We start from the raw sequence: 22,035 nt of genomic DNA on the forward strand, positions 1-22,035 counted from the left end.
GTTGCGGCCCGGATTCAAAATCAATGCCACTGCCAGCGGTTGCGCCACGCGCCCAAAACGGCGTTCGGATACTTATTGCTGCCGAGGCTGCCGTTAAAACGGGCGAGCGCGCGGACGATGTCGCCCCTTTCAAGGTTGCGGTAATGGCGCAAAATGGTGCAGCCGTAACGCAGGTTGGTACGGATGTCGAACAGGTTGTGCGCCGGTTTGCCGATGTAGTTTTTCCAAAACGGCATAACCTGCATCAGGCCGCGCGCGCCGACCCCGCTGATCGCATACTGGCGGAACGCGCTTTCCACCTCAATCAGCCCCAACACAATCTGCGTATCCAAACCGGCCCGGCTGCTTTCATACTGGATATTGACCAGCAGCCTGCGCCGCTCCTCCTCATCGGGGACAAACCTTGCCAAACGTGCCGACATCGCGGACAACCAACGTTCGCCCTCTTTCGGATTGTCAAACACCAGCCTCGGCGGATTGACGCTGCCGACAGAACTCCTCATCACGGAAGCCACATCGTCGGCAAGCGTTTCTTCACGTTGCGCGCCGGCTTTTGCCAGCGGGCTGAGCAACAGCGCGCCGGCGGCACACAGCAGGCGGCGGCGTTGCAGATTGACGGGTAGGGTATCGGTCGGTTTTTTCATAGGGAACGGGGGCGCGTCCGGACGTTTCAGACGGCATTAAATATTCAAACAGACATAATTGCTTTCAACGCGAAAACCGCGCACAAAATCCAAGCACGGCATATCGCCCTGCCCTTTTCAGGCAAATCCCGATTTTACCGCTCTCAAGAACGCTTGTCCAAACAGGAACAGACAACACCGCCCGGGCATTTCCCATTTTCACCGGTTATCCGTCGTCCGGATGGTGCAGCAGCACCATCAGCGCATCACGCTTTTCGGGCGGCAGCAGGCGGAAATATTTCAACAGCAGGGCTTCTTGCGGCGAAGCCGCACCTTCCGTGCCGGAGAGCCTGCCGTGGCGCAGCCATTCCGCGCTGGTATCCAGCCATTTTGCTAGTGTCTCGATTTTATCCGGAGTCGGAATCGACCTGCCGACCAGCCAATGGTGGAACGCCTGCGTACTGACAGGCTGATTGGGATGGCGCAGGTTGAAGCGGTTGGCGAGGCTGGCATTGGACAGCTCGTCCAAACCCGCGAGGCGTATTGCTGTTTTCAAGCGTTCGCTGAAATCGGTTTTATCTTGTTCGGTATGCATAATGGCGGATTATGAATAGCCGACTATTACCTTTTTTAAACAAAATAATTGATAGCATTAACAATTTGGTTGTCAGTAAAAGTAAATATGGGTATGATGGGAAGCGGTTTACACAACCATAAACTTATTTACTTATTTTCTGAAATTTTGGGGACTTATGATGACTTTGAACAAAGTTTTCGCATTGAGCGTGATTGCTTTAGGTTTGGCGGCGTGCAGCAGCACCGGTTCAGGTTCTACTGCCGACAACTCTTTCGTTTCCGGTGCAGGCGTGGCAACAAATGGCGCGGTTGTCGCTTCTTATTCCGGCTTAAAAAGATGGTGTAAGAGAAGCTGTCAACGACTGGGCAAAGAGTAAGGGGTTCCAACCTACAGAGATTGAGTTGGCATCAGTTACCCAGCAGGTTGGCAGCGTTTCCTCCAGCGGCAACAATATCAATTTGTTTGATGTCGTACCGGCATCAAACAAGGTTCAAACAGTGGGTACTGTAACCACGGCACGTGTTAAAGCCGGCGGGGACAATTACGAGCTGATTTCAAAAGGTCAGGCACATATCTACCGTCAAAAATATTCTTTGATTGCCGGTCTTTCCGAACGGGAAAGAATCGAAAAAGACCCGTCCGGTATCGAGAGGGGCTTGAATGTCGATGATGACAGCGTTGATTTCGTTGTGAAAGGTTCTGCTACCAAGGCGTTGCCGACCAAAGGCAGCTTCGATTATACCGGTGCAGCCGGCAACGGCAAAAACACCGGCGTTTTGTCTTATAACGTTAATTTCGAGAACAAAACCGGCAGCGGCAAAATTACAGGATTGGGAAAGACGCTCAATCTGGCAGAAGGAAAGATTGCGTCCTACGAACACCACAACTCGCTTGACAACACGACTATCCGCGGACACGGCATCTCCGGCCAAACCAGTCGAGAAGATGCAAGTGCCAGCGGTAGCTATAAACTCGGTTTCTTCGGCCCTAATGCCGAAGAAATCGTCGGTGCGGTTAATGACGGCGAAATCGGCTTTGCCGGCTCCCGTTAATCCCGCCTGATACAAATGCCGTCTGAAACCGGAAACGGTCTTTCAGACGGCATTTCGACCATTTGACTGCGCGGTTTGCCCGTCCGGTCCCTTGCCCTGAAACTGTTTGACTTATGAAAAAATTTGCTTTGCTTCTTTTGTCCGTGCCGGCGGCGGCTGTTGCCGAAACGTCCGTTTTACCTATACCCGTGTCGAAACAGGTGTTCGTGGACGGCAAGTTCGACGATAGGATAGTGCCTGCCGAAAGGCTTGAAAGGGTTGGCGAAACGGAAATTCCGGTTCTGCCGCTTGCTTCCTATGCTCCATCTTTTGACGAACAAATCGACAATGCCTTCCGCCTGTTGCAGCGTGCCGCGCCGAAGCGGGCTGCCGCGCCTGTTGTTGCGTCTGTCGGCAAGGCAGAAGAGACCGAAATCAAGCCTGTGGCGGCGCATAAGAAGTTTTCCAACGAGGCGGCTTTCGGTACGGATGCGTCCGTGCCGTCTGAAACCGTTGCAGCCGCCGAAGCCGTTTCAGACGACAATGCCTCTCTTGTGGGTTTGGAAGAGCAGATTAACCGCGCCGTCGTCGCCCGTGATTGGGACACGCTGCAAACGCTGCTGGAAAGCTATCGCGCCCTGCCGGATTTCAATCCGGTTCTGCACGATTACGCGCTGGGCGGTTTGCGCCGCAGCCAGTTGCGCCATAACGAGGCGGTGGCTTTGTATCGCGGCATTTTGGCGCAACAGCCCGATTTGGCGTATCCGCGTTTCGATTTGGGCGTGATGCTGTTTGAAAACAGGCAGTACCGCGAAGCGAAGGCGGAATTGGAGCGGGCGAAACCCGATTTGCAGCCGCCGATGCGGCAGCTTGCCGACCGCTATCTTGCCGCCATAGACAAGGCTCAAGGCTGGAAGCCCGATGTGTCGCTGCAATACGAGCAAACGGACAATGTGAACAACGCTTCGTCCGAAAAAACGATTGAATTTGCAGGAAAAAGCTGGACGAAAACCGCCGACAGCCTGCCGCAAAAGGCACACGGTTTGCGCTACGGCTTGGGCGTGTCGCGCGAAATCAATGCGGGCGGGCATCATTTCCTCTACGGCGGCATCAGCGGCGGCGGCGTGCATTATTGGGATAACAAAGATTTCAGCGAACAGAGCCTGCGCCTGTCGTTCGGCTATAAAAACCGTTCGGTAACGCGCTCGTTCGGCATCGTGCCGTTTGTCGAGCAAAACCTCTTAGGTGGCAGCCGATACAATTTCGTCGGCGGCTTCAATGCCGATTTCTCCCAACGCTTGAGCGAACGCTGGCGGCTGACGCTGAACGAGGGCAATATGTGGAAGCGTTATCAGGAAGACCGCACCGCCGCCCGATACGACAGCCATATGCCGCTGGCGGGCGCGACACTGATGTATTCCGCGCCGAAAGACTGGCTGCTTTACGGCGGTGCGGACTGGTCGCACGACATGACGAAAGAGGCGGAACAGGCTTCCGTCCGCAAGGGTTTGCGTGTCGGCGCAGTCAAAACGTTCGACGGCGGCCTGGGTCTGCGGGCAAACCTGCGCTATACCCGCAGGACGTTTGACGCACCCGGAACCATTGTGTACCCCTTCCCGCGCAAAGACCGCGAATATCAGGCAAACCTGTCGTTGTGGCACGACAAAATCTCTTGGAAGGGATTTACGCCGCAACTCAATTTCCGCTATCTGAAAATCGACAGCAATATGAAAAGTTTTTACACACGCAAAAACACGCAGATTTTCATGAGCGTGGAAAAGGATTTCAAATAAGCGCAAAAATGCCGTCTGAACGTTTTCAGACGGCATTTTTTGCTGTCGGAAACATACCGTCGGCAACATCTGTGAGCAGAATCAAAAACAGCCGCATCATTAATTTTTGCTCCAAAATTTAAAGTTTTACTATAGTAGAAATAAATATCAAAACTGAAAATATTACTGAAAATATTTTATATTGTTTAACTTTTCTTTTATACGAATTGGCCTTTGTTGAAATTAATTGATAATCAAACCAGCAAGAAATAATTCCATAATAAAACATTCCAATCCAATAATAAAATTCAGGCCTCTTAGAATTAGTAAAAATTTTAAATCCATAATCTCTTTCAAAAGTAGCTATTATACAAGTAAACAATATCACCAACCCTAAACAGTCCAACATAAAAATATAGTTTAATTTTTTGTTCATACAATATTTCCAATATTATTCTTTACTTGCAGTTATAAAATCTTGTATAAATTCAATAGAAACTGAATTATCATCAGATCTGACTTTGTTATTTTCCATATTGAGCCTCTCTTTAATTTCTCAAGTTCATTGAGAAGCTTAAGTGCATTTTCAATTGAATCGCTCATATATTGTCAATGCCTGCGCCGTCAGAGTAACATTGCGTTTTTCCCCCACCGGTATCCGCCATGACCACCAATCCCGCAAACGTCCTTGCCTCCGTCGATTTGGGTTCCAACAGTTTCCGCCTCCAAATTTGCGAAAACAACAACGGACAATTAAAAGTCATCGATTCCTTCAAACAGATGGTCCGTTTTGCCGCCGGTCTGGACGAACAGAAAAACCTCAGCGCATCCTCACAGGAACAGGCTTTAGACTGCCTGGCAAAATTCGGCGAACGCCTGCGCGGCTTCCGCCCTGAACAGGTACGCGCCGTAGCAACCAATACATTCCGCGTTGCCAAAAACATCGCAGATTTCCTTCCCAAAGCCGAAGCGGCATTGGGTTTCCCCATCGAAATCATCGCCGGGCGCGAAGAGGCGCGGCTGATTTATACCGGCGTGATCCACACCCTCCCCCCCGGCGGCGGCAAAATGCTGGTTATCGACATCGGGGGCGGTTCGACAGAATTTGTCATCGGTTCGACGCTGAATCCCGACATTACCGAAAGCCTGCCCTTGGGCTGCGTAACCTACAGCCTGCGCTTCTTTCAAAACAAAATTACCGCCAAAGACTTCCAAGCCGCCATTTCCGCCGCCCGCAACGAAATCCAGCGCATCAGCAAAAATATGAGGCGCGAAGGTTGGGATTTCTCCGTCGGCACATCGGGTTCGGCAAAATCCATCCGCGACGTGATTGCCGCCGAAATGCCCCAAGAGGCGGACATTACCTATAAAGGAATGCGCGCCCTCGCCGAACGCATCATCGAAGCCGGTTCGGTCAAAAAAGCCAAATTTGAAAACCTGAAACCGGAACGCATCGAAGTTTTTGCCGGCGGACTTTCCGTGATGATGGCGGCGTTTGAGGAAATGAAACTCGACAGGATGACCGTAACCGAAGCCGCCCTGTGCGACGGCGTGTTTTACGATTTGATCGGTCGCGGTTTAAACGAAGATATGCGCGGGCAGACGGTTGCCGAGTTCCAACACCGCTACCACGTCAGCCTCAATCAGGCGAAACGCACCGCCGAGACCGCGCAAACCTTTATGGACAGCCTCTGCCACGCCAAAAACGTTACGGTTCAAGAACTTGCCTTGTGGCAACAGTATCTCGGACGCGCCGCCGCGCTGCACGAAATCGGTTTGGACATCGCCCACACGGGATATCACAAACATTCCGCCTACATCCTCGAAAACGCCGATATGCCGGGTTTTTCACGCAAGGAACAAACCATACTCGCCCAACTGGTCATCGGTCATCGCGGCGATATGAAAAAAATGGGCGGCATTATCGGCACCAACGAAATGTTGTGGTATGCCGTTTTGTCGCTGCGCCTTGCCGCACTGTTCTGCCGTTCGCGCCAAGACCTGTCTTTCCCGAAAAATATGCAGTTGCGCACGGACACGGAAAGCTGCGGCTTCATCCTGCGTATTGGCAGGGAATGGCTGGAACGCCACCCCCTGATTGCCGACGCATTGGAATATGAAAGCGTCCAATGGCAAAAAATCAATATGCCGTTTAAGGTTGAAGCCGTCTGACCTTGACAAACCAAATGCCGTCTGAATGATGTTCAGACGGCATTTCCCTGCCCGCAACATCCCGATATGCGCGGCACATCCGCCCTGCACAGCAATGCGGGCGTAAAAATAAAGGGCATACAACTCAAAAACCGCCTGAACATCTTCAGGCGGTTTCATTTGATTTGCCGGCAGGCGGCATCTCGTCATTTTGCCAAAGCAGCAAATTATTTGGCGGCATCTTTCATTTTGTCTGCCGCTTCCTGAGTCGCATCGGCAGCTTTGTTCAAAGTGTCTTTAGCTGCTTCGGCTGCCGCTTCTTTGGTTTCGGCTGCCGCTTCTTTGGCTTCAGTTACAGCTTCATCGGCACTTGCCTTTGCATCAGCCGCAGCATCTTTGACTTGGTCTTTCGCTTCTTCGGCGGCAGAAGCGGCTGTCTCGGCGGCAGAAGCCGCAGTGTCTTTAACATCGAACCCGACGGCTTGAACCGCTTCCTTAGTCTCTTGTTTAGCCTCTTGAGAACAAGCCGCCAAGGCAGCCGCCATCATTGCGGCAATCAATAATTTTTTCATGTTTTATCCTTCTTGAGTTGTTGGTTAAGATTTTACTTAAAAACCGGGCCGTGTTCCATCAATCGGCTGATTTTGCCCATCGGTCGGAGGAAAAACGGTTTTTCGTTTAGTTAAAAACCTATTATATTAAATATAAAGGATTTTTTCTCAAACCATAAGGCGGCACCAATACCGTATTGAAACACGGCCGAAAACTATTTTATGAAAACAGTTCGCAAAATTGTAACACATATTTCCCTACTTTTGCGTCTCTCGCCGGCGCAAACCCTGCCAAACTGCCGGCGCGGACTTTTCCCACAGAGTTTGAAAAACTGAAATGCATTATGGAATTTTTGAATACCTCAATAATGGCGGCGGCGGAAATAAAACGCCCCCTCGCTGTCGATTTCCAGCACATAGCGTCCGTTCTGCACGGCGGCATAGCCGCTTTTGCCTGCCTGATAGGGTTGCAGGGCGGCATGCGAGACCAGGTAATCCGTCAGTTTGCCGCCGTCTTCGGCGATATTGCCCACCAGTTTGACAAACAAGGTATGACACACGCCGTTTGCCGCCCAACCTGCCGGACCACCCTTATCGTCGGTTTCCATACATTTGCCGCCGACGGCTTCCAAGTCGCCGGGATGCTTTCCGGTCAGCCGGACGACGTTTTGTTCCGGCAAGCCTTTAATCGGATAACTGATTTGTTTTTTGCCGTCGTTGGTTTTGCCTTCGCTGCTTTGTCCCAAAGCCAAACCGGCAATCGCCGTATTGTCGATATATTTGACTTTGAAAACCGGTTTCGGCGCGCTTTGTACCGCATTTTGCGGCTGTTCCGCCGTATTTTCGGATTTGCCGCAGGCGGCAAGCAGCAGGCAGCCGCCCAACACGGCAAAAGATGTTTTCAACATTCCACACTCCTGATGGTTTCAAAATGCCGTCTGAAATGCCGTCTGAAACACGGACAATGGATGTTCAGACGGCATTGGGTTTATTTCAACGGGCGGATACCGACCGCATCGCGTACTTTGCCCAATAATTCGTGCGCTTCTTTACGTGCTTTTTGTGCGCCTGCCTGCAAAATCTCTTCGATTTGCGAAGGGTCGGCGGTCAGCTCGTTGTAGCGTTCGCGCGGTTCTACCAGCTCGGCGTTGATTTTGGCAGCCAAAAGTTTTTTGGCTTCGCCCCAAGCCAGGCCTTCGGCAAGCATTTGTGTGAACGCTGCTGTTTCAGACGGCATGGAGAAGGCCTTGTAGATTTCAAACAAGGGGCTTTCGTCCGGCTGTTTCGGCTCGCCCGGCTCTTTCATATTGGTGATGATTTTGTTGACCGATTTTTGGGTTTTTTTGTCGTTTTCCCAAAGCGGAATGGTGTTGCCGTAGGATTTGGACATTTTGCGTCCGTCCAAACCGACCAAGAGTTCGACGTTTTCATCGATTTTCACTTCGGGCAGGGTGAAGAGTTCTTGGAAACGGTGGTTGAAGCGGCCGGCGATGTCGCGCGCCATTTCGACATGTTGGATTTGGTCGCGCCCGACGGGCACTTCGTTGGCGTTGAACATCAAAATGTCGGCAGTCATCAGAATCGGATAACTGAACAAACCCATTTCCACACCGAAATCAGGATCTTCCTGATTGTTTTCTGCATTTGCCTGCACGGCGGCTTTGTAGGCATGGGCGCGGTTCATCAAACCCTTGGCGGTGATGCAGGTCAGAATCCAGTTCAATTCCATCACTTCGGGAATGTCGCTTTGGCGGTAGAAGGTGGTGCGCTCGGGGTCGAGTCCGCAGGCAAGCCAAGTGGCGGCAACGGCTTGGGTGGATTGATGAATCATCTCCGGCTCGTGGCATTTGATGATGCCGTGGTAATCGGCGAGGAAGAGGAAAGATTCGGTATCGGGGTTTTGCGCCGCGCGGACGGCGGGGCGGATGGCACCGACGTAGTTGCCCAGATGCGGGATGCCGGTAGTGGTTACACCGGTCAGAACTCGTTTTTTGCTCATAAAAATGTCCTTGCGGCATCAATGCCGTCTGAAAGGGAAAAAGATGCGCCGATTATACCCGATTCACAATATTTGTTCAGACGGCATCGGACGCTTCCCTATTGGACAGATTAAGTTATACACACAAATTAAAAAATTTATTTATAATACATTCAATAAGATAAGTAATTAAATCCGAAAAACTAAAATCCAATGCTTGAGTTATCCACAATGATGCACATATAGGCTTCGACAGCGGACATTTTTGAAAGGAAAAGAAAATGCGATACGACAAATTAACCGCCAAATTCCAACAAGCCCTTGCGGAAGCCCAGAGTTTGGCGTTGGCTGCGGACAGCAGCTATCTGGAAGCGGGCTTTGTGCTGAAAGCCCTGCTTGACGACCAAAACAGCGGTGCTGCCGCGTTGCTGGCGCATTCGGGCGTGAACGTGCCGCAGGTGAAACAACGTTTGCAGCAGCATTTAAGCAGCCTGCCGAAAGTGTCCGGCCAGGGCGGCGACATTCTGCCTAGCCGCGAATTGCAGGCGGTGTTGAACCTGATGGACAAGGCTGCCACCAAACGCGGCGATGCCTATATCGCCAGCGAACTTTTCCTGCTTGCCTTGGTGCAGCAGAACGATGCGACCGGCAAAATTTTGAAAGAAGCCGGCGCGACCGAACAAAACATCAATGCCGCGATTGACGCGGTACGAGGAGGACAAAACGTGAACGATGCCAATGCCGAAGACCAACGCGATGCTTTGAAAAAATACACGCTCGACCTGACCCAGCGCGCCCGCGACGGCAAGCTTGACCCCGTTATCGGTCGTGATGACGAAATCCGCCGCGCGATTCAAGTATTGCAACGCCGTACCAAAAACAACCCTGTGCTGATTGGTGAGCCGGGTGTGGGTAAAACCGCTATTGTTGAAGGCTTGGCGCAACGTATCGTCAACGGCGAAGTGCCTGAATCCCTGCGCAACAAACGCCTGCTGGTTCTGGACTTGGCGGCTTTGATTGCCGGCGCGAAATATCGCGGCGAATTTGAAGAACGCTTGAAAGGCGTGTTGAACGACTTGGCGAAAGACGACGGCAACACCCTGATTTTCATCGACGAAATCCATACTTTGGTCGGCGCGGGCAAAACCGACGGCGCGATGGATGCGGGCAATATGTTGAAACCGGCTTTGGCACGCGGCGAATTGCACTGTATCGGTGCGACTACTTTGGACGAATACCGCCAATACATCGAAAAAGACGCGGCACTCGAACGCCGCTTCCAAAAAGTATTGGTTGGCGAGCCAAGTGTGGAAGATACCATCGCCATCTTGCGCGGTTTGCAGGAGCGTTATGAAATTCACCACGGCATCGACATTACCGACCCCGCCATCGTTGCTGCCGCAGAATTGAGCGACCGCTACATCACCGACCGCTTCCTGCCCGACAAAGCGATTGATTTGATTGACGAAGCCGCCAGCCGTGTCAAGATGGAAAAAGAAACCAAGCCGGAAGCGATGGACAAAATCGACCGCCGTCTGATTCAGCTTCGGATGGAAAAGGCGCACGTTGAAAAAGAAAAAGACGATGCCAGCAAAAAACGTTTGGAACTGATAGATGAGGAAATCGACGGTTTGGAAAAAGAATACGCCGATTTAGACGAAATCTGGAAAGCCGAAAAAGCAATTTCAGACGGTGCTGCTAATATTAAGAAACAAATTGACGAAGTCAAAATTAAAATCGAACAGGCAAAACGGCAAGGCGATTTGGCACTGGCTTCAAAATTGATGTATGAAGATTTGGAGCATTTGGAAAAACAGCGTGCAGCCGCCGAACGGGCAGATACGGACAGCACAAAACCGGCAAACAAACTCTTGCGTAATAATGTCGGCGCAGAGGAAATCGCAGAAGTTGTTTCCCGTATGACCGGCATTCCTGTGTCAAAAATGATGGAAGGCGAACGTGACAAGTTGCTGAAAATGGAAGAAGTGTTGCACCGCCGCGTAGTCGGTCAAGACGAAGCCGTGCGTGCCGTGTCCGACGCTATCCGCCGCAGCCGTTCCGGTCTTGCCGACCCGAATAAACCCTACGGCAGCTTCCTGTTCTTGGGCCCGACCGGCGTGGGTAAGACCGAATTGTGCAAGGCATTGGCAGGCTTCCTGTTTGATAGCGAAGATCACCTGATTCGCATCGATATGTCCGAATATATGGAAAAACACGCCGTTGCCCGCCTCATCGGCGCGCCTCCAGGCTATGTCGGCTACGAAGAAGGCGGCTACCTGACTGAGCAAGTCCGCCGCAAACCGTACAGCGTGATTCTTTTGGACGAAGTGGAAAAAGCCCATCCCGACGTGTTCAACATCCTGCTGCAAGTTTTGGATGACGGTCGTTTGACCGACGGACAAGGCAGGACGGTAGATTTCAAAAACACCGTGATTGTGATGACTTCCAACATCGGCAGCCAGCACATCCAACAAATGGGCACGCAGGACTACGAAGCGGTGAAAGAAGTTGTGATGGAGGATGTGAAAGAACATTTCCGTCCTGAAATGATCAACCGCATCGACGAAGTGGTCGTGTTCCACGGACTGGATCAGGATAATATCCGCAACATTGCGAAAATCCAGCTCAAAGGCTTGGAAAAACGTTTGGAAAAACAAAACCTCCGCCTGACTGTTTCAGATGCCGCTCTGGACATCATCGCCAAAGCCGGTTTTGACCCGATTTACGGCGCACGTCCGCTCAAACGCGCCATCCAGTCGGAAATCGAAAACCCGCTGGCAAAAGCCCTGCTTGCCGGAAACTATGCGCCCGAAAGCGAAATCAGGGTGGAAGCCGACGGCGACAGACTGAAATTTGCCTGATTCGTTCCTGCTGTTGAAAATGCCGTCTGAAACGGGAATCTCCGTTTCAGACGGCATTTTTTATCAGAATCCTACTGATGGTAGGTTTGCAGGAATCTTGCCAGCCTGCCCACCGCCTCTTCAATCTGATGGACGTAAGGCAGCGTGACAATGCGGAAATGGTCGGGTTTGATCCAATTAAACCCCGTTCCCTGCACCAGCAGGACTTTTTCGCGCACCAGCAAATCGTAAACGAATTTCATGTCATCGTGGATGCGGTACATTTCGGTATCGATTTTCGGGAACATATACATCGCGCCCATCGGTTTGACGCAGGACACGCCGGGTATCTGGTTGACCAGTTCCCACGCCCTGTTGCGCTGTTCCAAAAGCCGTCCGCCGGGCAAAATGAATTCGTTAATGCTCTGATAGCCGCCCAATGCCGTCTGAATCGCGTGCTGCATCGGCGTATTGGCACACAGGCGCATGGACGAGAGCATATCCAAACCCTCGATATAACCTTTTGCATGATGTTTCGGCCCGTTGAGCACCATCCAGCCTTGGCGGAATCCGGCAACGCGGTAGGCTTTGGACAAACCGTTGAACGTTACCGTCAAAAGGTCGGGGGCAAGCGCGGCAATATGGTGGTGAACCGCGCCGTCATAAAGGATTTTGTCGTAAATCTCGTCGGCAAAGATAATCAGACCGTGTTTGCGCGCCAGTTCGGCGATTTCCAACAGGATTTCCCTGCCGTACACCGCGCCTGTCGGGTTATTGGGGTTGATGATGACGAGGGCTTTGGTTTTGGGCGTAATTTTGGCTTCCATATCGGCAAGGTTGGGAAACCAGCCGTTTTCTTCGTCGCACAGATAATGGCGTACCGTACCGCCCGCAAGCGTTGCCGCCGCCGTCCACAAAGGGTAGTCGGGCGCGGGAATCAGGATTTCGTCGCCGTCGTTGAGCAACGCCTGCATAGACATCGTAATCAGCTCGGACACGCCGTTGCCGATATAGACATCGTTTACCGTAATATCGCGCAAACCTTTGGTCTGATAGTAGTGAACAATGGCTTTACGGGCGGAATACAACCCTTTGGAATCGCAATAGCCTTGCGAAGTCGGCAGGTTGCGGATGACATCGACCAAGATTTCATCAGGGGCTTCAAAGCCGAACGGCGCAGGGTTGCCGATATTGAGCTTGAGGATTTTGTTGCCCTCCTCTTCCAACTGAAGGGCTTTTTTGTGAACCGGCCCGCGTATGTCGTAGCAGACGTGGTCGAGCTTTGCAGACTTGGGAAACTTATCCATAATGTGTTCCGTAAATTTTGGGCAATGGGTGGGAATGTACTCTTTTTCACGCGGAATTTAAAGCATCAGGGCAGGATTTTCAGGCTTTTCACCTGCCCTCTTTGCGCCGTTCGCTAACGCTTTTGCCGCCTATTCCCCAGTTATCGGTATCCACTTCGTCAATCACGACAACCGTTGTTTCAGGATTTTTACCCAGCACGCGGCGCAATAATTCCGTTACACCTTGTATCAGCTCCGCCTTCTGCTCCGTACTCGGAGCTTCCTTACCACCGGTTACTTTAATGTTGACATAGGGCATCTTTTCTCTCCATTCAAAAATTTTGCCATCTTATCAGACAAGCCCGTTACACCCAACCGGCTTTTTCATTTCTCAAAAACCATATATCAGACAATAATTTATTTATCAGCACCGAAGCACAGGCTTTCTCCGACAGCACAGACGACAAAGGCGGAGCAGACATCATCCCCTTGCGCCAAGGCTTTTGGAAAGCCAGTGTCGAACACAAAGCCGACTTCCCCGATCAAAACGTGTGCCAAAAACAGGCGAACTACTCGACTTTAACCTTCCAAATCGGTCATTCGCACCACTAATCCCGCTCGCACAAAAATGCCGCCTGAAGGCTTCAGACGGCATTTTTTGTTCAAACATCAATACCAGCCGCGCAGCTTCATCGCTTTTTCAACACGGCGGATACTCATCATATAAGACGCGGTTCGCAAATCGACATCATACTCTTGCGCCAAGTTCCAAATATCGCGGAACGCACGGCGCAGGACGACGGTTTCTTTTTCCTGAACTTCGTCAAACTCCCAATAATAGCCTTGCAGGTTTTGCACCCACTCGAAATAGGAAACGACCACGCCGCCGCAGTTCGCCAAAATATCGGGCACGACCAATACGCCGTTTTGACGCAGGATAACGTCGGCTTCGGGCGTAGTCGGGCCGTTTGCACCTTCAACCACGATTTTCGCGCGGACTTTACCGGCGTTTTCGGAAGTCAGTTGATTTTCCAGCACGCAAGGGGCGAGTACGTCCACATCCAAAGCCAAAAGTTCGGCGTTGGTAATTTCCTTGCCGTAACCGGCTTCGTTGGTGATGAAGCCTTTTTCTTGGAACTCTTTAAACAAAGCTTCCATATCCAAGCCGTTTTCGTTGTAAATGGCAACATCGACAGTAGAAACCGCAACAACTTTCGCGCCGGATTGATGCGCGTAATAACCTGTGTGGTAACCGACATTACCGAAGCCTTGGATGGCGTAAGTGGCACCCTTCACGTCTTTGCCCAGTTTTTCCAAGGCTTGGACGGCGGCGAGGTTCACGCCGTAACCGGTAGCCTCGGTACGCGCCAAAGAGCCGCCGAACTCAACCGGTTTACCGGTAAATACGCCCGGTGCGGAATGTTTTACCACGTTTTCATAGGCATCAACCATCCAAGACATGATTTTGCCGTTGGTGTTCACATCAGGTGCAGGAATGTCGATTTTCTCGCCAATCAGCGGAGAAATGGCTTCGGAATAAGCGCGTGCGATACGTTCCAATTCCGCTTCGGAATAATCGCGCGGATCCAAGGTAACGCCGCCTTTGCCGCCGCCGTAAGGAATGCCGGCCACGCAGCATTTGATAGTCATCCAAATCGACAGGGCTTTGACTTCGTCCAGATTCACACCGGGATGGAAGCGCACGCCGCCTTTGTAGGGGCCGACGGCGTTGTTGTGTTGCGAACGGTAGCCCGTGAAGGTTTTGACCGTGCCGTCGTCGAGTTTGACGGGGAAATTGACTTCCAACACGCGGGTCGGACTCTTCAGGATTTCATAAACGGCCGGATCGGTTTTCAGCCGGTCGCAGGCAGTTTTGACCTGTTTTCGCGCGATTTCAAACGGATTGAGGGTTTCTTTTGCAACGGCATCAGACATTTTGCTTCCTTTTCACAAAGAGAGGTTCGGAATGGAACAAGCCATCAGGTTCGCAACTATAACCAATTTTCAAGCAAAATGTAATAGCGTGTAGTCGGAATCGGCCCGATTTGATTAATCTATATATGATTTTATTTCCCAAGCCGCACGGAATCCGTCTGAAAAAAGCGGAACACATATCCAAAAAGCAAATGTCCAATTAAATAAAGATATAAGAATCCTTTTATTTTTTAAAAATTTAATTGGAACGCCGCCGGGATTTGCACACCCTTCCCGACTCCGTTCCGAAATCCGGAAACACCGCCGGCAAAACCTGTTGCGATTGTTAACAATCCATACATTAGAAGCCCTGTGCAAACGATGTTAAAATAAACCTTTTCAACCCGACAGGAAACCAGATTATGAATGCAGCCATCGAACACGTCCAAACCGTTGCCTTCGATTTGGACGGCACACTGTGCGATTCCGTCCCCGACCTTGCCGCCGCCGCAGAAGCGATGTTGGAACAACTCGGTATGAAACCGCTGCCCGCCAAAGTGGTCGAAAGCTATGTGGGCGACGGCATCGGCAAACTGGTTCACCGCGTCCTCACCAACGACCGCGACCGCGAAGCCGATTCCGAACTGTGGGAAAAAGGTTTCGTATCCTATATGAAATACTACCGCGACCATTTGAGCGTCTTTACCCGCCCCTATCCCGAAACCGCAGCCGGGCTGGCATTGCTCAAATCTTTGGGCATCCCGCTGGCAGTCATTACCAACAAAAACGAAATCCTTGCCGCCGAGCTTCTAAAACAACTGGGACTCGCCGACTACTTCAGCCTGATACTCGGCGGCGACAGCCTGCCCGAAAAAAAACCCAGCCCGCTGCCGCTGCGGCACGCCGCCGAAGTTTTGGGTATCGATGTTGCCAATATGGTTATGGTCGGCGACTCGCGCAACGACATCATCGCCGCCAAAGCCGCCGGCTGCCTGAGTGTCGGCGTTACCTTCGGTTACGGCGATATGACGCTGCTCTCGCAAGACGATGCGACCCGTCCCGACTGGATTATCGGCTCGCTACCCGAAATTTACGAAAACCTGCAACCGCAGAAAAATAAAGAAGAGTAGGCATTCGGACGGCACGCTATGCCGTCTGAAACCTGCCGCACGCCGAAACCGCCGCTATGAAACCCCAAAAATCACTCCGCGCCCGCGCGATGGACATCCTCTCGCGCCAAGAAGTCAGCCGCCTCGGTCTGAAGCGCAAACTTGCACCGCACGCCGAAAGCGAAGAGGAGTTGGAAAATGTGTTAAACGAATTTGCCGAACGCAACTGGCAGTCGGATTTGCGCTACGCCGAAGCCTATATCCGCAGCAAAAGCCGAAAACACGGCTCCCTGCGCCTGAAACAAGCCCTGGCTCAACAGGGCATAGATGAAGAAACCAGCCGCAACCTGCTTCCCAACCGCTCAAGCGAAAAACAGGCCGCCATAGCCGTGTTGCGTAAAAAGTTCAAACAGCCCGCCGCCGACCTTAAAGAAAAACAAAAACAGGCGCGTTTCCTCGCCTATCGCGGATTCGATGCCGATACCGTTCAGACGGCATTGAAACACGCTTGGGACGAAAATTGGGAAGACGGCTACTGACCTTCCTTCTTGAATCTTTTTGCACGGCAGCGTAACCTTACGCCCGTTTCCAACTTTTCCGATTGAGAACAAAATGTCCGGACAACCCGAAAAACACCACACCTCCCCCATCGAAGACGAACGCAAAAACCCGGTTTACCGTATGGGACGGGCGGTTGCCGGATTCATGCTCGCCGTTTGGGCGGGCGTGCTGGCACTCGTGTTTTTCCTGGTCTTCCGTTTTTGGCTTTCTTGAACAAAATGCCGTCTGAAACCTTCAGACGGCATCGGCGGCCCATTTCTGCAGGCTATCCCTCCATAGCTTTTTTTAGCTTGAATTCCACTTTCCCATTCCCTAAAATTTTCCCGCACCCATTTCAAAACACCCTTTCTTAAAACAGGTACACTATGACACAACAACGCCAACTGCCTTCGCACGAACTCATTATGTCCGAACTGATGATGCCGGACACCGCCAATTTCAGCGGCAACGTACACGGCGGCGAACTCCTGCTCCTGCTCGACCAAGTCGCCTATTCCTGCGCCAGCCGTTACAGCGGCAATTATTGCGTTACCCTGTCGGTTGACAAAGTCCTGTTTAAAGAACCCATCCACATCGGCGATTTGGTTACCTTTTACGCCGCTGTCAACTATACAGGACGCACCTCGATGGAAATCGGCATCCGTGTTGAAGCACAAAACATCCGCACCGGCGAAATCCGCCATACCAACAGCTGCTACTTCACGATGGTTGCGGTCAAAGACGGCAAACCCGTCCCCGTTCCCCCGCTGGAAATCCTGACCGACCGCCAACGCTGCCGCTACGAAAAAGCCAAAAAACGCAGAGACATCAGCCTGCAAGCCTCCGGAGACGTGTCCTGCGGCTGCTGACGGCGGACTATGCCGTCTGCAATACCGGACAAGCATTGTTCCAACATTCGGCATAATGGTTTGATTTATTGAAGCAAAATCGTCTGATTCCGACCCATCCGTTTTTCAACGCCGTTTTGAAACACAGCTGTGAAAATAAACGGCTGTGTTTTCATATTCCCTTGATGCAGCCCTAATCAATCGGACAAAATGCCTTTTATCCGATAAAGCCGCCCCCCGAACAGAAATAAGCGGCTTTTCCATTGCAAACGGATGAAATCAAGCGGATACCCAAACACAGTCAAACAAATTTATACGCCTTATCCCTTCTGAATGATTTGAAAACACAGCCGCCAAAAACAAAAATGCCGTCTGAAGACCTTTCAGACGGCATTTCCAACTTGATTTCAGGCAGAAAGTCAAAACGCGATATAGCTGTTCGGGTTAACCGGTTTGCCGTTTTGCCGCACCTCGAAATGAAGCTGCGTTCTGGAAGCATCGGTATTGCCCATCAAAGCGACCTGCTGCCCGCGTTTGACCTGCTGGCCCTCGCCGACCAGCAATTTTTGGTTGTGCCCGTATGCGGTCAGGAAGGAAGAATTATGCTGGATGATGACCAGGTTGCCATACCCCCTCAAACCGGAGCCGGCATAAACCACTTTGCCGTCAGCCGCCGCCAAAACGGGTTGTCCCGCATTTCCCGCAATATCGACACCCTTGTTGCCGCCGCCGAAATCGGCAATCACTTTGCCCGTCGTCGGACGCTGCCAAACAATGCCGGCAACCGTACGCGTGCCGGATGACGAAACGGTAGGAGATTGCGGGGCAGGCGCGGGGGCAGGAACCGCTTTATTTTCTACAACGGGCGCGGCAGGTTGCGGCGCGGACTGCACGGGCGGTTGCGCGGCGGGTTTCACAGGGGTTGGTACGGGTACCGGCGCGGCAGGCCTGCTTTCTACGGCTGCGGTTTTCGGTGCGGCATATCCTGCCGGCTTGACCTTCACGATCTGACCGATGCTCAACGTATTATCGGCCATACCGTTCCACGCACGGAAATCGTCTTGAGAGATATGGTAGCGTTTGGAAATGTTGTACACCGTGTCGCCGCGCACAACGGTATGCGTCGCCGCATTGATGTCGACGGGCGCGTAAGAAGGAACATATGTACCCGAAACGGCAGGTGCAGGCGGCGGAACATAAGCAGGAGGCGTGTAAACCGGCGCAGTTTGCACGGGCGGCACATACGACGCATCGTTGGCGGCAGGAGCGGCATTGTACGGCGTTGCGCCATAGGGGTTGTTGTAAACTGCCGAAGACGGCGCGTCCTGCATACCTGAATTGCCTGCAATGACAGGAGCAGGCTGTTGGGTGGCGCAACCGCCCAACAGAGCGGCAACGGCGGTACAAGCTGCCAAAAGTGTCGTTTGTTTCAACATAAGATAACCTTCATGTTCCGATATATAGCCTGAATGCGGCATATCATAATAAAAATGCGCGTTCTTCTCAAGCGCAAAGCCCGACGGTATTTGATAAAACGGTCAGTCCGTATGCCAGAACGCCGCCGTTTCCGCCATGTCCGGATAGGCGGTCAGGTCGATTTGCAGCGGCGTTACGGTAATGAAACCTGCTCCGCATTCACCGAAATCCGTCCCCTCTTCCCGATCGGAAACTTCGCCGACCGGCCCTATCCAATAAATCTGTTCGCCGCGCGGATTGCGCGCCGGAATGACGTTCTGACCGTGATGCCTCCTGCCCAAACGGGCGATTTTAATGCCCCGCACATCTTCCTGCGCGACGGCGGGGATATTGATGTTCCACAAAATGGGGGACTGCGGGGGGGTTTTGAAAAAATGCGCCAACAATGTCCACAGTGCCTTTTCTGCGGTTGCCCAATAGCGTCCGGAAGCGTCGTTTAAGGAAAACGCCACGGCGGGTATGCCCATAAGGTAGGCTTCGGTTGCCGCCGCAACCGTCCCCGAATAAAGCGTGTCGTCCCCCATATTCGCGCCCCGGTTAATGCCCGAAAAGACAAAATCGGCCTGAAAATCCGAAAATACAGACTGCCCGATGTGGATACAGTCGGTCGGCGTGCCGTTGACATAGTAGAACCCGTTTTGCGCCTGTTTCAACTGCAAAGGGCGTTCCAGCGTCAGCGAATTGCTGACCCCGCTCCTGTCGCGTTCGGGCGCAACCACCCTGACGTTGGCAAATTCCGCCGTAACGCGCGCCAAAACGGCGATGCCTTCGGAGAGGTAGCCGTCGTCGTTGGAAATCAAAACATTCATTCCGTATCCCACCTTATTCTTCGGACAGTCTGGTAATCCTGACCCGTTCGATGCGCTGCCCTTCTTTTTCGAGCACTTCAAACCGCCAACCGTGAAAATCGGCAAAATCGCCGACATCGGGGATGGTTTGCAATTCTTCCATAATCAGCCCGGCAACGGTATGGAAATCGGTATCTTCCTCCTGTTGCGGCAGATTGAGTTGGGATGCCAGCTCCACATATTCCAACGCGCCTTCCACCGTCAGGCTTTCATCGGGATTCCCCTGAACGGCGGGTTCTTCTTCGCGCTCGAATTCTTCGGGAAAGTCGCCGGCAATGGCTTCCAACAGGTCTTTCATCGTTACCATACCCAACACCGCGCCGAACTCGTCCACCACCAAAGCGTAATCCGCGCTGCTTTGGCGGAAGAGCTCGATTGCCCCCAGCGCGGTGGTACTATCGGGCAAAACGAGCGGCTGGCGCAATGCCGTCTGAATGTCGAGACCGCCTGTTTCCAGCAGTTGGGCGAGCAGGTCTTTCTTGTTGATGTAGCCCAAAGGTTCGTCCACGCCCGCCTTTCCGACAACGAGCAGGCGGCTGTAAGGCGTGTTTTGCAGTTGGGCATACTGTTCTTCACGGCTTTGCGAAATGTCCAGCCGTTCGATGTCGCGGCGGGGGATCATCACCCCCATAATCGGACGCTCGGCAAGCGTCAATACGCTGCGTATCATCGATTTTTCGTTTTCTTCAAAATGCGCGTCGTCCCCGGATTCGCCGCCCGCGTCGGCAAGCACGCTTTCGCGTATGCCCATCATACCCAAGACGTTTTCGGCGGTGCGCTTGCGCCACGAGCTGCCGATGTAGTCGTTTTTGCGGCTGTTGCGCTGGGAAATCTGGTTAAACAGTTCAATTAAAATCGAGAAGCCGATGGCGGCGTAGAGGTAGCCTTTGGGAATATGGAAATGGAAGGCTTCGGCAATCAGGCTGAAACCGATCATCAACAAAAAACCAAGGCAGAGCATCACGACGGTGGGATGCCTGTCGACAAATTCGGTCAAGAGTTTGCTGGCGGAAATCATCACTGCCATTGCCACGACGACCGCGCCCATCGCGACGACGATGTGATCGACCATCGCCACGGCGGTGATGACCGAATCGATGGAAAACACGGCATCCAGTATCAGGATTTGCGCGACCACGCCCCAAAACGGCGCGTGTTTTTTCCGGCTGTCGGCAACGGTAAAACGGTTATGCCCTTCAAGGCGTTCATGCAGTTCGGTGGTGGCTTTGTACAGCAGGAAAATACCGCCCGCAAGCATAATCATGTCCTTGCCAGAAACGGCGAGGCCGCCGATTTGGAACAGCGGCTCGGTCAGCGTGATGATGTGCGCCATAAAGGCAAGCATAATGATGCGGATGACGACTGCCAGCCCCAGCCCGGTAATCCGTGCGCGGTCGCGCCGTGCGGGCTGGACCTTGTTTGCCAAAATCGCCACAAAGACAAGGTTGTCTATCCCCAATACGACTTCCAACACCAAAAGCGTGGCAAAACCTATCCAAGTATGCGGTTCTGCCAACCAACTGAAATCCATAATTTTCGTGTTCCTCGACGGTACGGCGGCGGCAAGGCTGCCGTTGTGTTTGCAATGTCCGGCATATTAGGGATGCCGCCTGAACGCCGGTTTCAGACGGCATCGGGTTCAGTCGGCGATAAAGCCGTCTATCGGCGCATAGCCCCGGGCATTTCCCTGCGCGTCCAGTACCACAATCCAATCTTTCTGCCTGCTGCCGGTAAAGGGCAGGAAATACCAGTCTTTATCTTCAGAAATATCTGCCTGCTTCAAAATATCGGCAACGGCGATTTTTCTTGCATCTGCCAATTTTTTCAGCGGCTTCATCGCCTTACGGATTTTATCCGCCTCTTGGCGGGAATACGGCAGCCACCGGTCCGGGCGCATACTCGGCTCTATGCCCTGCATAGACAAATCCAGGGTTTTGTTTTGTTCGTCCGCCGTATCCGGCTCTTTCAGCCCGACGCGGCGGATGCCGAACCACGACAGGCTTTGCAGCCCTTCCGGCGCTTTGTGCAAATCTTCAACCGCCACTTCGGCGGCGGTCACAACATTAATCCTGTCTTTTTCAAACGCCTCCACCACGGGACGCGCCAAAGAAACGCTGTGCAAACCGTACACCAACGCGGCAAGCTGGATCGCACCGGTCAGGGAAAAATCCACGGCTCGCGCCCTGCCTGTCTTTTTCGGGCTGGACAATATCAGCGTCAACAGGGGGCCGCATACGATATCGACCGCCACCACCAGCTTATAAAGCGACAGCCCTCCCGTCAGCTCGGCATAAGGATAAGGATACCAAACCTTAAAAACCAGCAATGCCGCCAGCCCTGCAACCGACAGGCTGATTAAGAGGTGCCAGCCCGCACTTTTCAAGGCAAAACGCCATCTCGAGGCTGTTTTTCCGTTTTCCATCATATCTTAATTCAAATCAAAAATAACCGTAAAAACAGGGCGCATTGTACAACAGATAAAGGCTGCTTG

The 22,035-nt window shown here is 52.4% G+C and carries 21 protein-coding genes and 1 pseudogene; 10 read left to right on the forward strand and 12 right to left on the reverse strand.

Annotation, left to right across the window (positions count from 1 at the left end; genetic code table 11):
- Window positions 1-20: 20 nt before the first annotated feature.
- Complete coding sequence (locus FGL10_RS04565) at window positions 21-644, reverse strand: lytic transglycosylase domain-containing protein (RefSeq protein WP_003710545.1); 624 nt, start codon at window positions 642-644, stop codon at window positions 21-23.
- 205 nt (window positions 645-849) lie between these two features.
- Entirely contained in the window at window positions 850-1,218 is a 369-nt protein-coding gene (locus FGL10_RS04570; protein WP_003710546.1) for a transcriptional regulator, read from the reverse strand.
- Window positions 1,219-1,378: 160 nt separating this feature from the next.
- On the opposite strand from FGL10_RS04570, the gene FGL10_RS04575 reads away from it, so the two are divergent.
- The 4 genes from FGL10_RS04575 (at window position 1,379) to FGL10_RS04600 (ending at window position 6,175) form a co-directional block, all read left to right on the forward strand.
- Window positions 1,379-1,576 (forward strand): hypothetical protein, encoded by a 198-nt coding sequence (locus FGL10_RS04575; RefSeq protein WP_003714476.1) that lies wholly within the window; start codon window positions 1,379-1,381, stop codon window positions 1,574-1,576.
- A gap of 25 nt (window positions 1,577-1,601) precedes the next feature.
- The gene (locus tag FGL10_RS04580; protein ID WP_003710550.1) at window positions 1,602-2,252 is read left to right on the forward strand and encodes a factor H binding protein domain-containing protein; all 651 of its coding nucleotides are present in this window, start codon (window positions 1,602-1,604) and stop codon (window positions 2,250-2,252) included.
- A 113-nt stretch (window positions 2,253-2,365) separates the two neighbouring features.
- Complete coding sequence (locus tag FGL10_RS04585; RefSeq protein ID WP_003710552.1) at window positions 2,366-4,024, forward strand: surface lipoprotein assembly modifier; 1,659 nt, start codon at window positions 2,366-2,368, stop codon at window positions 4,022-4,024.
- 642 nt (window positions 4,025-4,666) lie between these two features.
- Window positions 4,667-6,175, forward strand: a complete 1,509-nt coding sequence (locus FGL10_RS04600; protein ID WP_003710559.1) for a Ppx/GppA phosphatase family protein — start codon at window positions 4,667-4,669, stop codon at window positions 6,173-6,175.
- Between the two features lie 206 nt (window positions 6,176-6,381).
- Here FGL10_RS04600 and FGL10_RS04610 read toward each other — a convergent pair whose 3' ends face one another.
- The 3 genes from FGL10_RS04610 to trpS all read right to left on the reverse strand — a co-directional run bounded on the left by FGL10_RS04610 (window position 6,382) and on the right by trpS (window position 8,704).
- Complete coding sequence (locus FGL10_RS04610; protein ID WP_003710561.1) at window positions 6,382-6,726, reverse strand: Ag473 family lipoprotein; 345 nt, start codon at window positions 6,724-6,726, stop codon at window positions 6,382-6,384.
- A 341-nt stretch (window positions 6,727-7,067) separates the two neighbouring features.
- Window positions 7,068-7,613, reverse strand: coding sequence for a hypothetical protein (locus FGL10_RS04615; protein WP_003710563.1), 546 nt, complete (start codon window positions 7,611-7,613; stop codon window positions 7,068-7,070).
- 80 nt (window positions 7,614-7,693) lie between these two features.
- Window positions 7,694-8,704 carry a tryptophan--tRNA ligase gene (trpS, locus tag FGL10_RS04620; RefSeq protein WP_036475105.1) on the reverse strand — a complete coding sequence of 337 codons (1,011 nt, stop codon included), beginning with the start codon at window positions 8,702-8,704 and terminating at the stop codon, window positions 7,694-7,696.
- A 260-nt stretch (window positions 8,705-8,964) separates the two neighbouring features.
- On the opposite strand from trpS, the gene clpB reads away from it, so the two are divergent.
- Entirely contained in the window at window positions 8,965-11,544 is a 2,580-nt protein-coding gene (clpB, locus tag FGL10_RS04625) for an ATP-dependent chaperone ClpB (RefSeq protein ID WP_036475107.1), read from the forward strand.
- Window positions 11,545-11,615: 71 nt separating this feature from the next.
- Here clpB and FGL10_RS04630 read toward each other — a convergent pair whose 3' ends face one another.
- A complete protein-coding gene (locus tag FGL10_RS04630) occupies window positions 11,616-12,830 on the reverse strand; it encodes a pyridoxal phosphate-dependent aminotransferase (protein WP_003710572.1) in 1,215 nt (404 codons plus the stop codon).
- Between the two features lie 88 nt (window positions 12,831-12,918).
- On the reverse strand, window positions 12,919-13,128 hold the full coding sequence (locus tag FGL10_RS04635) for a tautomerase family protein (RefSeq protein WP_003710575.1): 210 nt from the start codon (window positions 13,126-13,128) through the stop codon (window positions 12,919-12,921).
- A gap of 107 nt (window positions 13,129-13,235) precedes the next feature.
- Here FGL10_RS04635 and FGL10_RS04640 point away from each other — a divergent pair.
- Window positions 13,236-13,421: pseudogene (locus FGL10_RS04640) on the forward strand (DUF4198 domain-containing protein); the annotation flags it as partial.
- Window positions 13,422-13,478: 57 nt separating this feature from the next.
- On the opposite strand, the gene FGL10_RS04645 reads toward FGL10_RS04640, so the two are convergent.
- A complete protein-coding gene (locus tag FGL10_RS04645; protein ID WP_003710579.1) occupies window positions 13,479-14,744 on the reverse strand; it encodes a Glu/Leu/Phe/Val family dehydrogenase in 1,266 nt (421 codons plus the stop codon).
- A gap of 401 nt (window positions 14,745-15,145) precedes the next feature.
- On the opposite strand from FGL10_RS04645, the gene FGL10_RS04655 reads away from it, so the two are divergent.
- The 4 genes from FGL10_RS04655 (at window position 15,146) to FGL10_RS04675 (ending at window position 17,241) form a co-directional block, all read left to right on the forward strand.
- The gene (locus tag FGL10_RS04655) at window positions 15,146-15,853 is read left to right on the forward strand and encodes a phosphoglycolate phosphatase (RefSeq protein WP_003710582.1); all 708 of its coding nucleotides are present in this window, start codon (window positions 15,146-15,148) and stop codon (window positions 15,851-15,853) included.
- Between the two features lie 56 nt (window positions 15,854-15,909).
- A complete protein-coding gene (gene recX, locus FGL10_RS04660) occupies window positions 15,910-16,371 on the forward strand; it encodes a recombination regulator RecX (protein WP_036475109.1) in 462 nt (153 codons plus the stop codon).
- Window positions 16,372-16,444: 73 nt separating this feature from the next.
- Window positions 16,445-16,606, forward strand: a complete 162-nt coding sequence (locus tag FGL10_RS04665) for a hypothetical protein (RefSeq protein WP_025456733.1) — start codon at window positions 16,445-16,447, stop codon at window positions 16,604-16,606.
- A gap of 152 nt (window positions 16,607-16,758) precedes the next feature.
- Entirely contained in the window at window positions 16,759-17,241 is a 483-nt protein-coding gene (locus tag FGL10_RS04675) for an acyl-CoA thioesterase (RefSeq protein WP_003710586.1), read from the forward strand.
- A gap of 398 nt (window positions 17,242-17,639) precedes the next feature.
- On the opposite strand, the gene FGL10_RS04680 is transcribed toward FGL10_RS04675, so the two are convergent.
- From FGL10_RS04680 to FGL10_RS04695, 4 genes are all read right to left on the reverse strand, one after another.
- Complete coding sequence (locus FGL10_RS04680) at window positions 17,640-18,656, reverse strand: peptidoglycan DD-metalloendopeptidase family protein (protein WP_003710592.1); 1,017 nt, start codon at window positions 18,654-18,656, stop codon at window positions 17,640-17,642.
- A gap of 102 nt (window positions 18,657-18,758) precedes the next feature.
- Window positions 18,759-19,505 (reverse strand): 5'/3'-nucleotidase SurE, encoded by a 747-nt coding sequence (gene surE, locus FGL10_RS04685; protein ID WP_003710594.1) that lies wholly within the window; start codon window positions 19,503-19,505, stop codon window positions 18,759-18,761.
- 13 nt (window positions 19,506-19,518) lie between these two features.
- Entirely contained in the window at window positions 19,519-21,075 is a 1,557-nt protein-coding gene (locus FGL10_RS04690) for a TerC family protein (RefSeq protein WP_003710595.1), read from the reverse strand.
- A gap of 108 nt (window positions 21,076-21,183) precedes the next feature.
- Complete coding sequence (locus FGL10_RS04695; RefSeq protein ID WP_003710597.1) at window positions 21,184-21,969, reverse strand: hypothetical protein; 786 nt, start codon at window positions 21,967-21,969, stop codon at window positions 21,184-21,186.
- Between the last annotated feature and the right edge of the window lie 66 nt (window positions 21,970-22,035).

This window comes from Neisseria lactamica (assembly GCF_901482445.1).
GTDB classification, from domain to species: Bacteria; Pseudomonadota; Gammaproteobacteria; order Burkholderiales; family Neisseriaceae; genus Neisseria; species Neisseria lactamica.

Excerpts from the sequence above, each read along its gene's own strand:
- recX (WP_036475109.1), top strand. The coding sequence starts at position 15,910 with ATGAAACCCCAAAAATCACTCCGCGCCCGCGCGATGGACATCCTCTCG.
- FGL10_RS04680 (WP_003710592.1), bottom strand. The coding sequence starts at position 18,656 with ATGTTGAAACAAACGACACTTTTGGCAGCTTGTACCGCCGTTGCCGCT.
- FGL10_RS04565 (WP_003710545.1), bottom strand. The coding sequence starts at position 644 with ATGAAAAAACCGACCGATACCCTACCCGTCAATCTGCAACGCCGCCGC.
- FGL10_RS04655 (WP_003710582.1), top strand. The coding sequence starts at position 15,146 with ATGAATGCAGCCATCGAACACGTCCAAACCGTTGCCTTCGATTTGGAC.
- FGL10_RS04575 (WP_003714476.1), top strand. The coding sequence starts at position 1,379 with ATGACTTTGAACAAAGTTTTCGCATTGAGCGTGATTGCTTTAGGTTTG.
- trpS (WP_036475105.1), bottom strand. The coding sequence starts at position 8,704 with ATGAGCAAAAAACGAGTTCTGACCGGTGTAACCACTACCGGCATCCCG.
- surE (WP_003710594.1), bottom strand. The coding sequence starts at position 19,505 with ATGAATGTTTTGATTTCCAACGACGACGGCTACCTCTCCGAAGGCATC.
- FGL10_RS04675 (WP_003710586.1), top strand. The coding sequence starts at position 16,759 with ATGACACAACAACGCCAACTGCCTTCGCACGAACTCATTATGTCCGAA.
- FGL10_RS04610 (WP_003710561.1), bottom strand. The coding sequence starts at position 6,726 with ATGAAAAAATTATTGATTGCCGCAATGATGGCGGCTGCCTTGGCGGCT.
- FGL10_RS04690 (WP_003710595.1), bottom strand. The coding sequence starts at position 21,075 with ATGGATTTCAGTTGGTTGGCAGAACCGCATACTTGGATAGGTTTTGCC.
- FGL10_RS04570 (WP_003710546.1), bottom strand. The coding sequence starts at position 1,218 with ATGCATACCGAACAAGATAAAACCGATTTCAGCGAACGCTTGAAAACA.
- clpB (WP_036475107.1), top strand. The coding sequence starts at position 8,965 with ATGCGATACGACAAATTAACCGCCAAATTCCAACAAGCCCTTGCGGAA.
- FGL10_RS04630 (WP_003710572.1), bottom strand. The coding sequence starts at position 12,830 with ATGGATAAGTTTCCCAAGTCTGCAAAGCTCGACCACGTCTGCTACGAC.
- FGL10_RS04600 (WP_003710559.1), top strand. The coding sequence starts at position 4,667 with ATGACCACCAATCCCGCAAACGTCCTTGCCTCCGTCGATTTGGGTTCC.
- FGL10_RS04695 (WP_003710597.1), bottom strand. The coding sequence starts at position 21,969 with ATGATGGAAAACGGAAAAACAGCCTCGAGATGGCGTTTTGCCTTGAAA.
- FGL10_RS04665 (WP_025456733.1), top strand. The coding sequence starts at position 16,445 with ATGTCCGGACAACCCGAAAAACACCACACCTCCCCCATCGAAGACGAA.
- FGL10_RS04585 (WP_003710552.1), top strand. The coding sequence starts at position 2,366 with ATGAAAAAATTTGCTTTGCTTCTTTTGTCCGTGCCGGCGGCGGCTGTT.
- FGL10_RS04635 (WP_003710575.1), bottom strand. The coding sequence starts at position 13,128 with ATGCCCTATGTCAACATTAAAGTAACCGGTGGTAAGGAAGCTCCGAGT.
- FGL10_RS04615 (WP_003710563.1), bottom strand. The coding sequence starts at position 7,613 with ATGTTGAAAACATCTTTTGCCGTGTTGGGCGGCTGCCTGCTGCTTGCC.
- FGL10_RS04645 (WP_003710579.1), bottom strand. The coding sequence starts at position 14,744 with ATGTCTGATGCCGTTGCAAAAGAAACCCTCAATCCGTTTGAAATCGCG.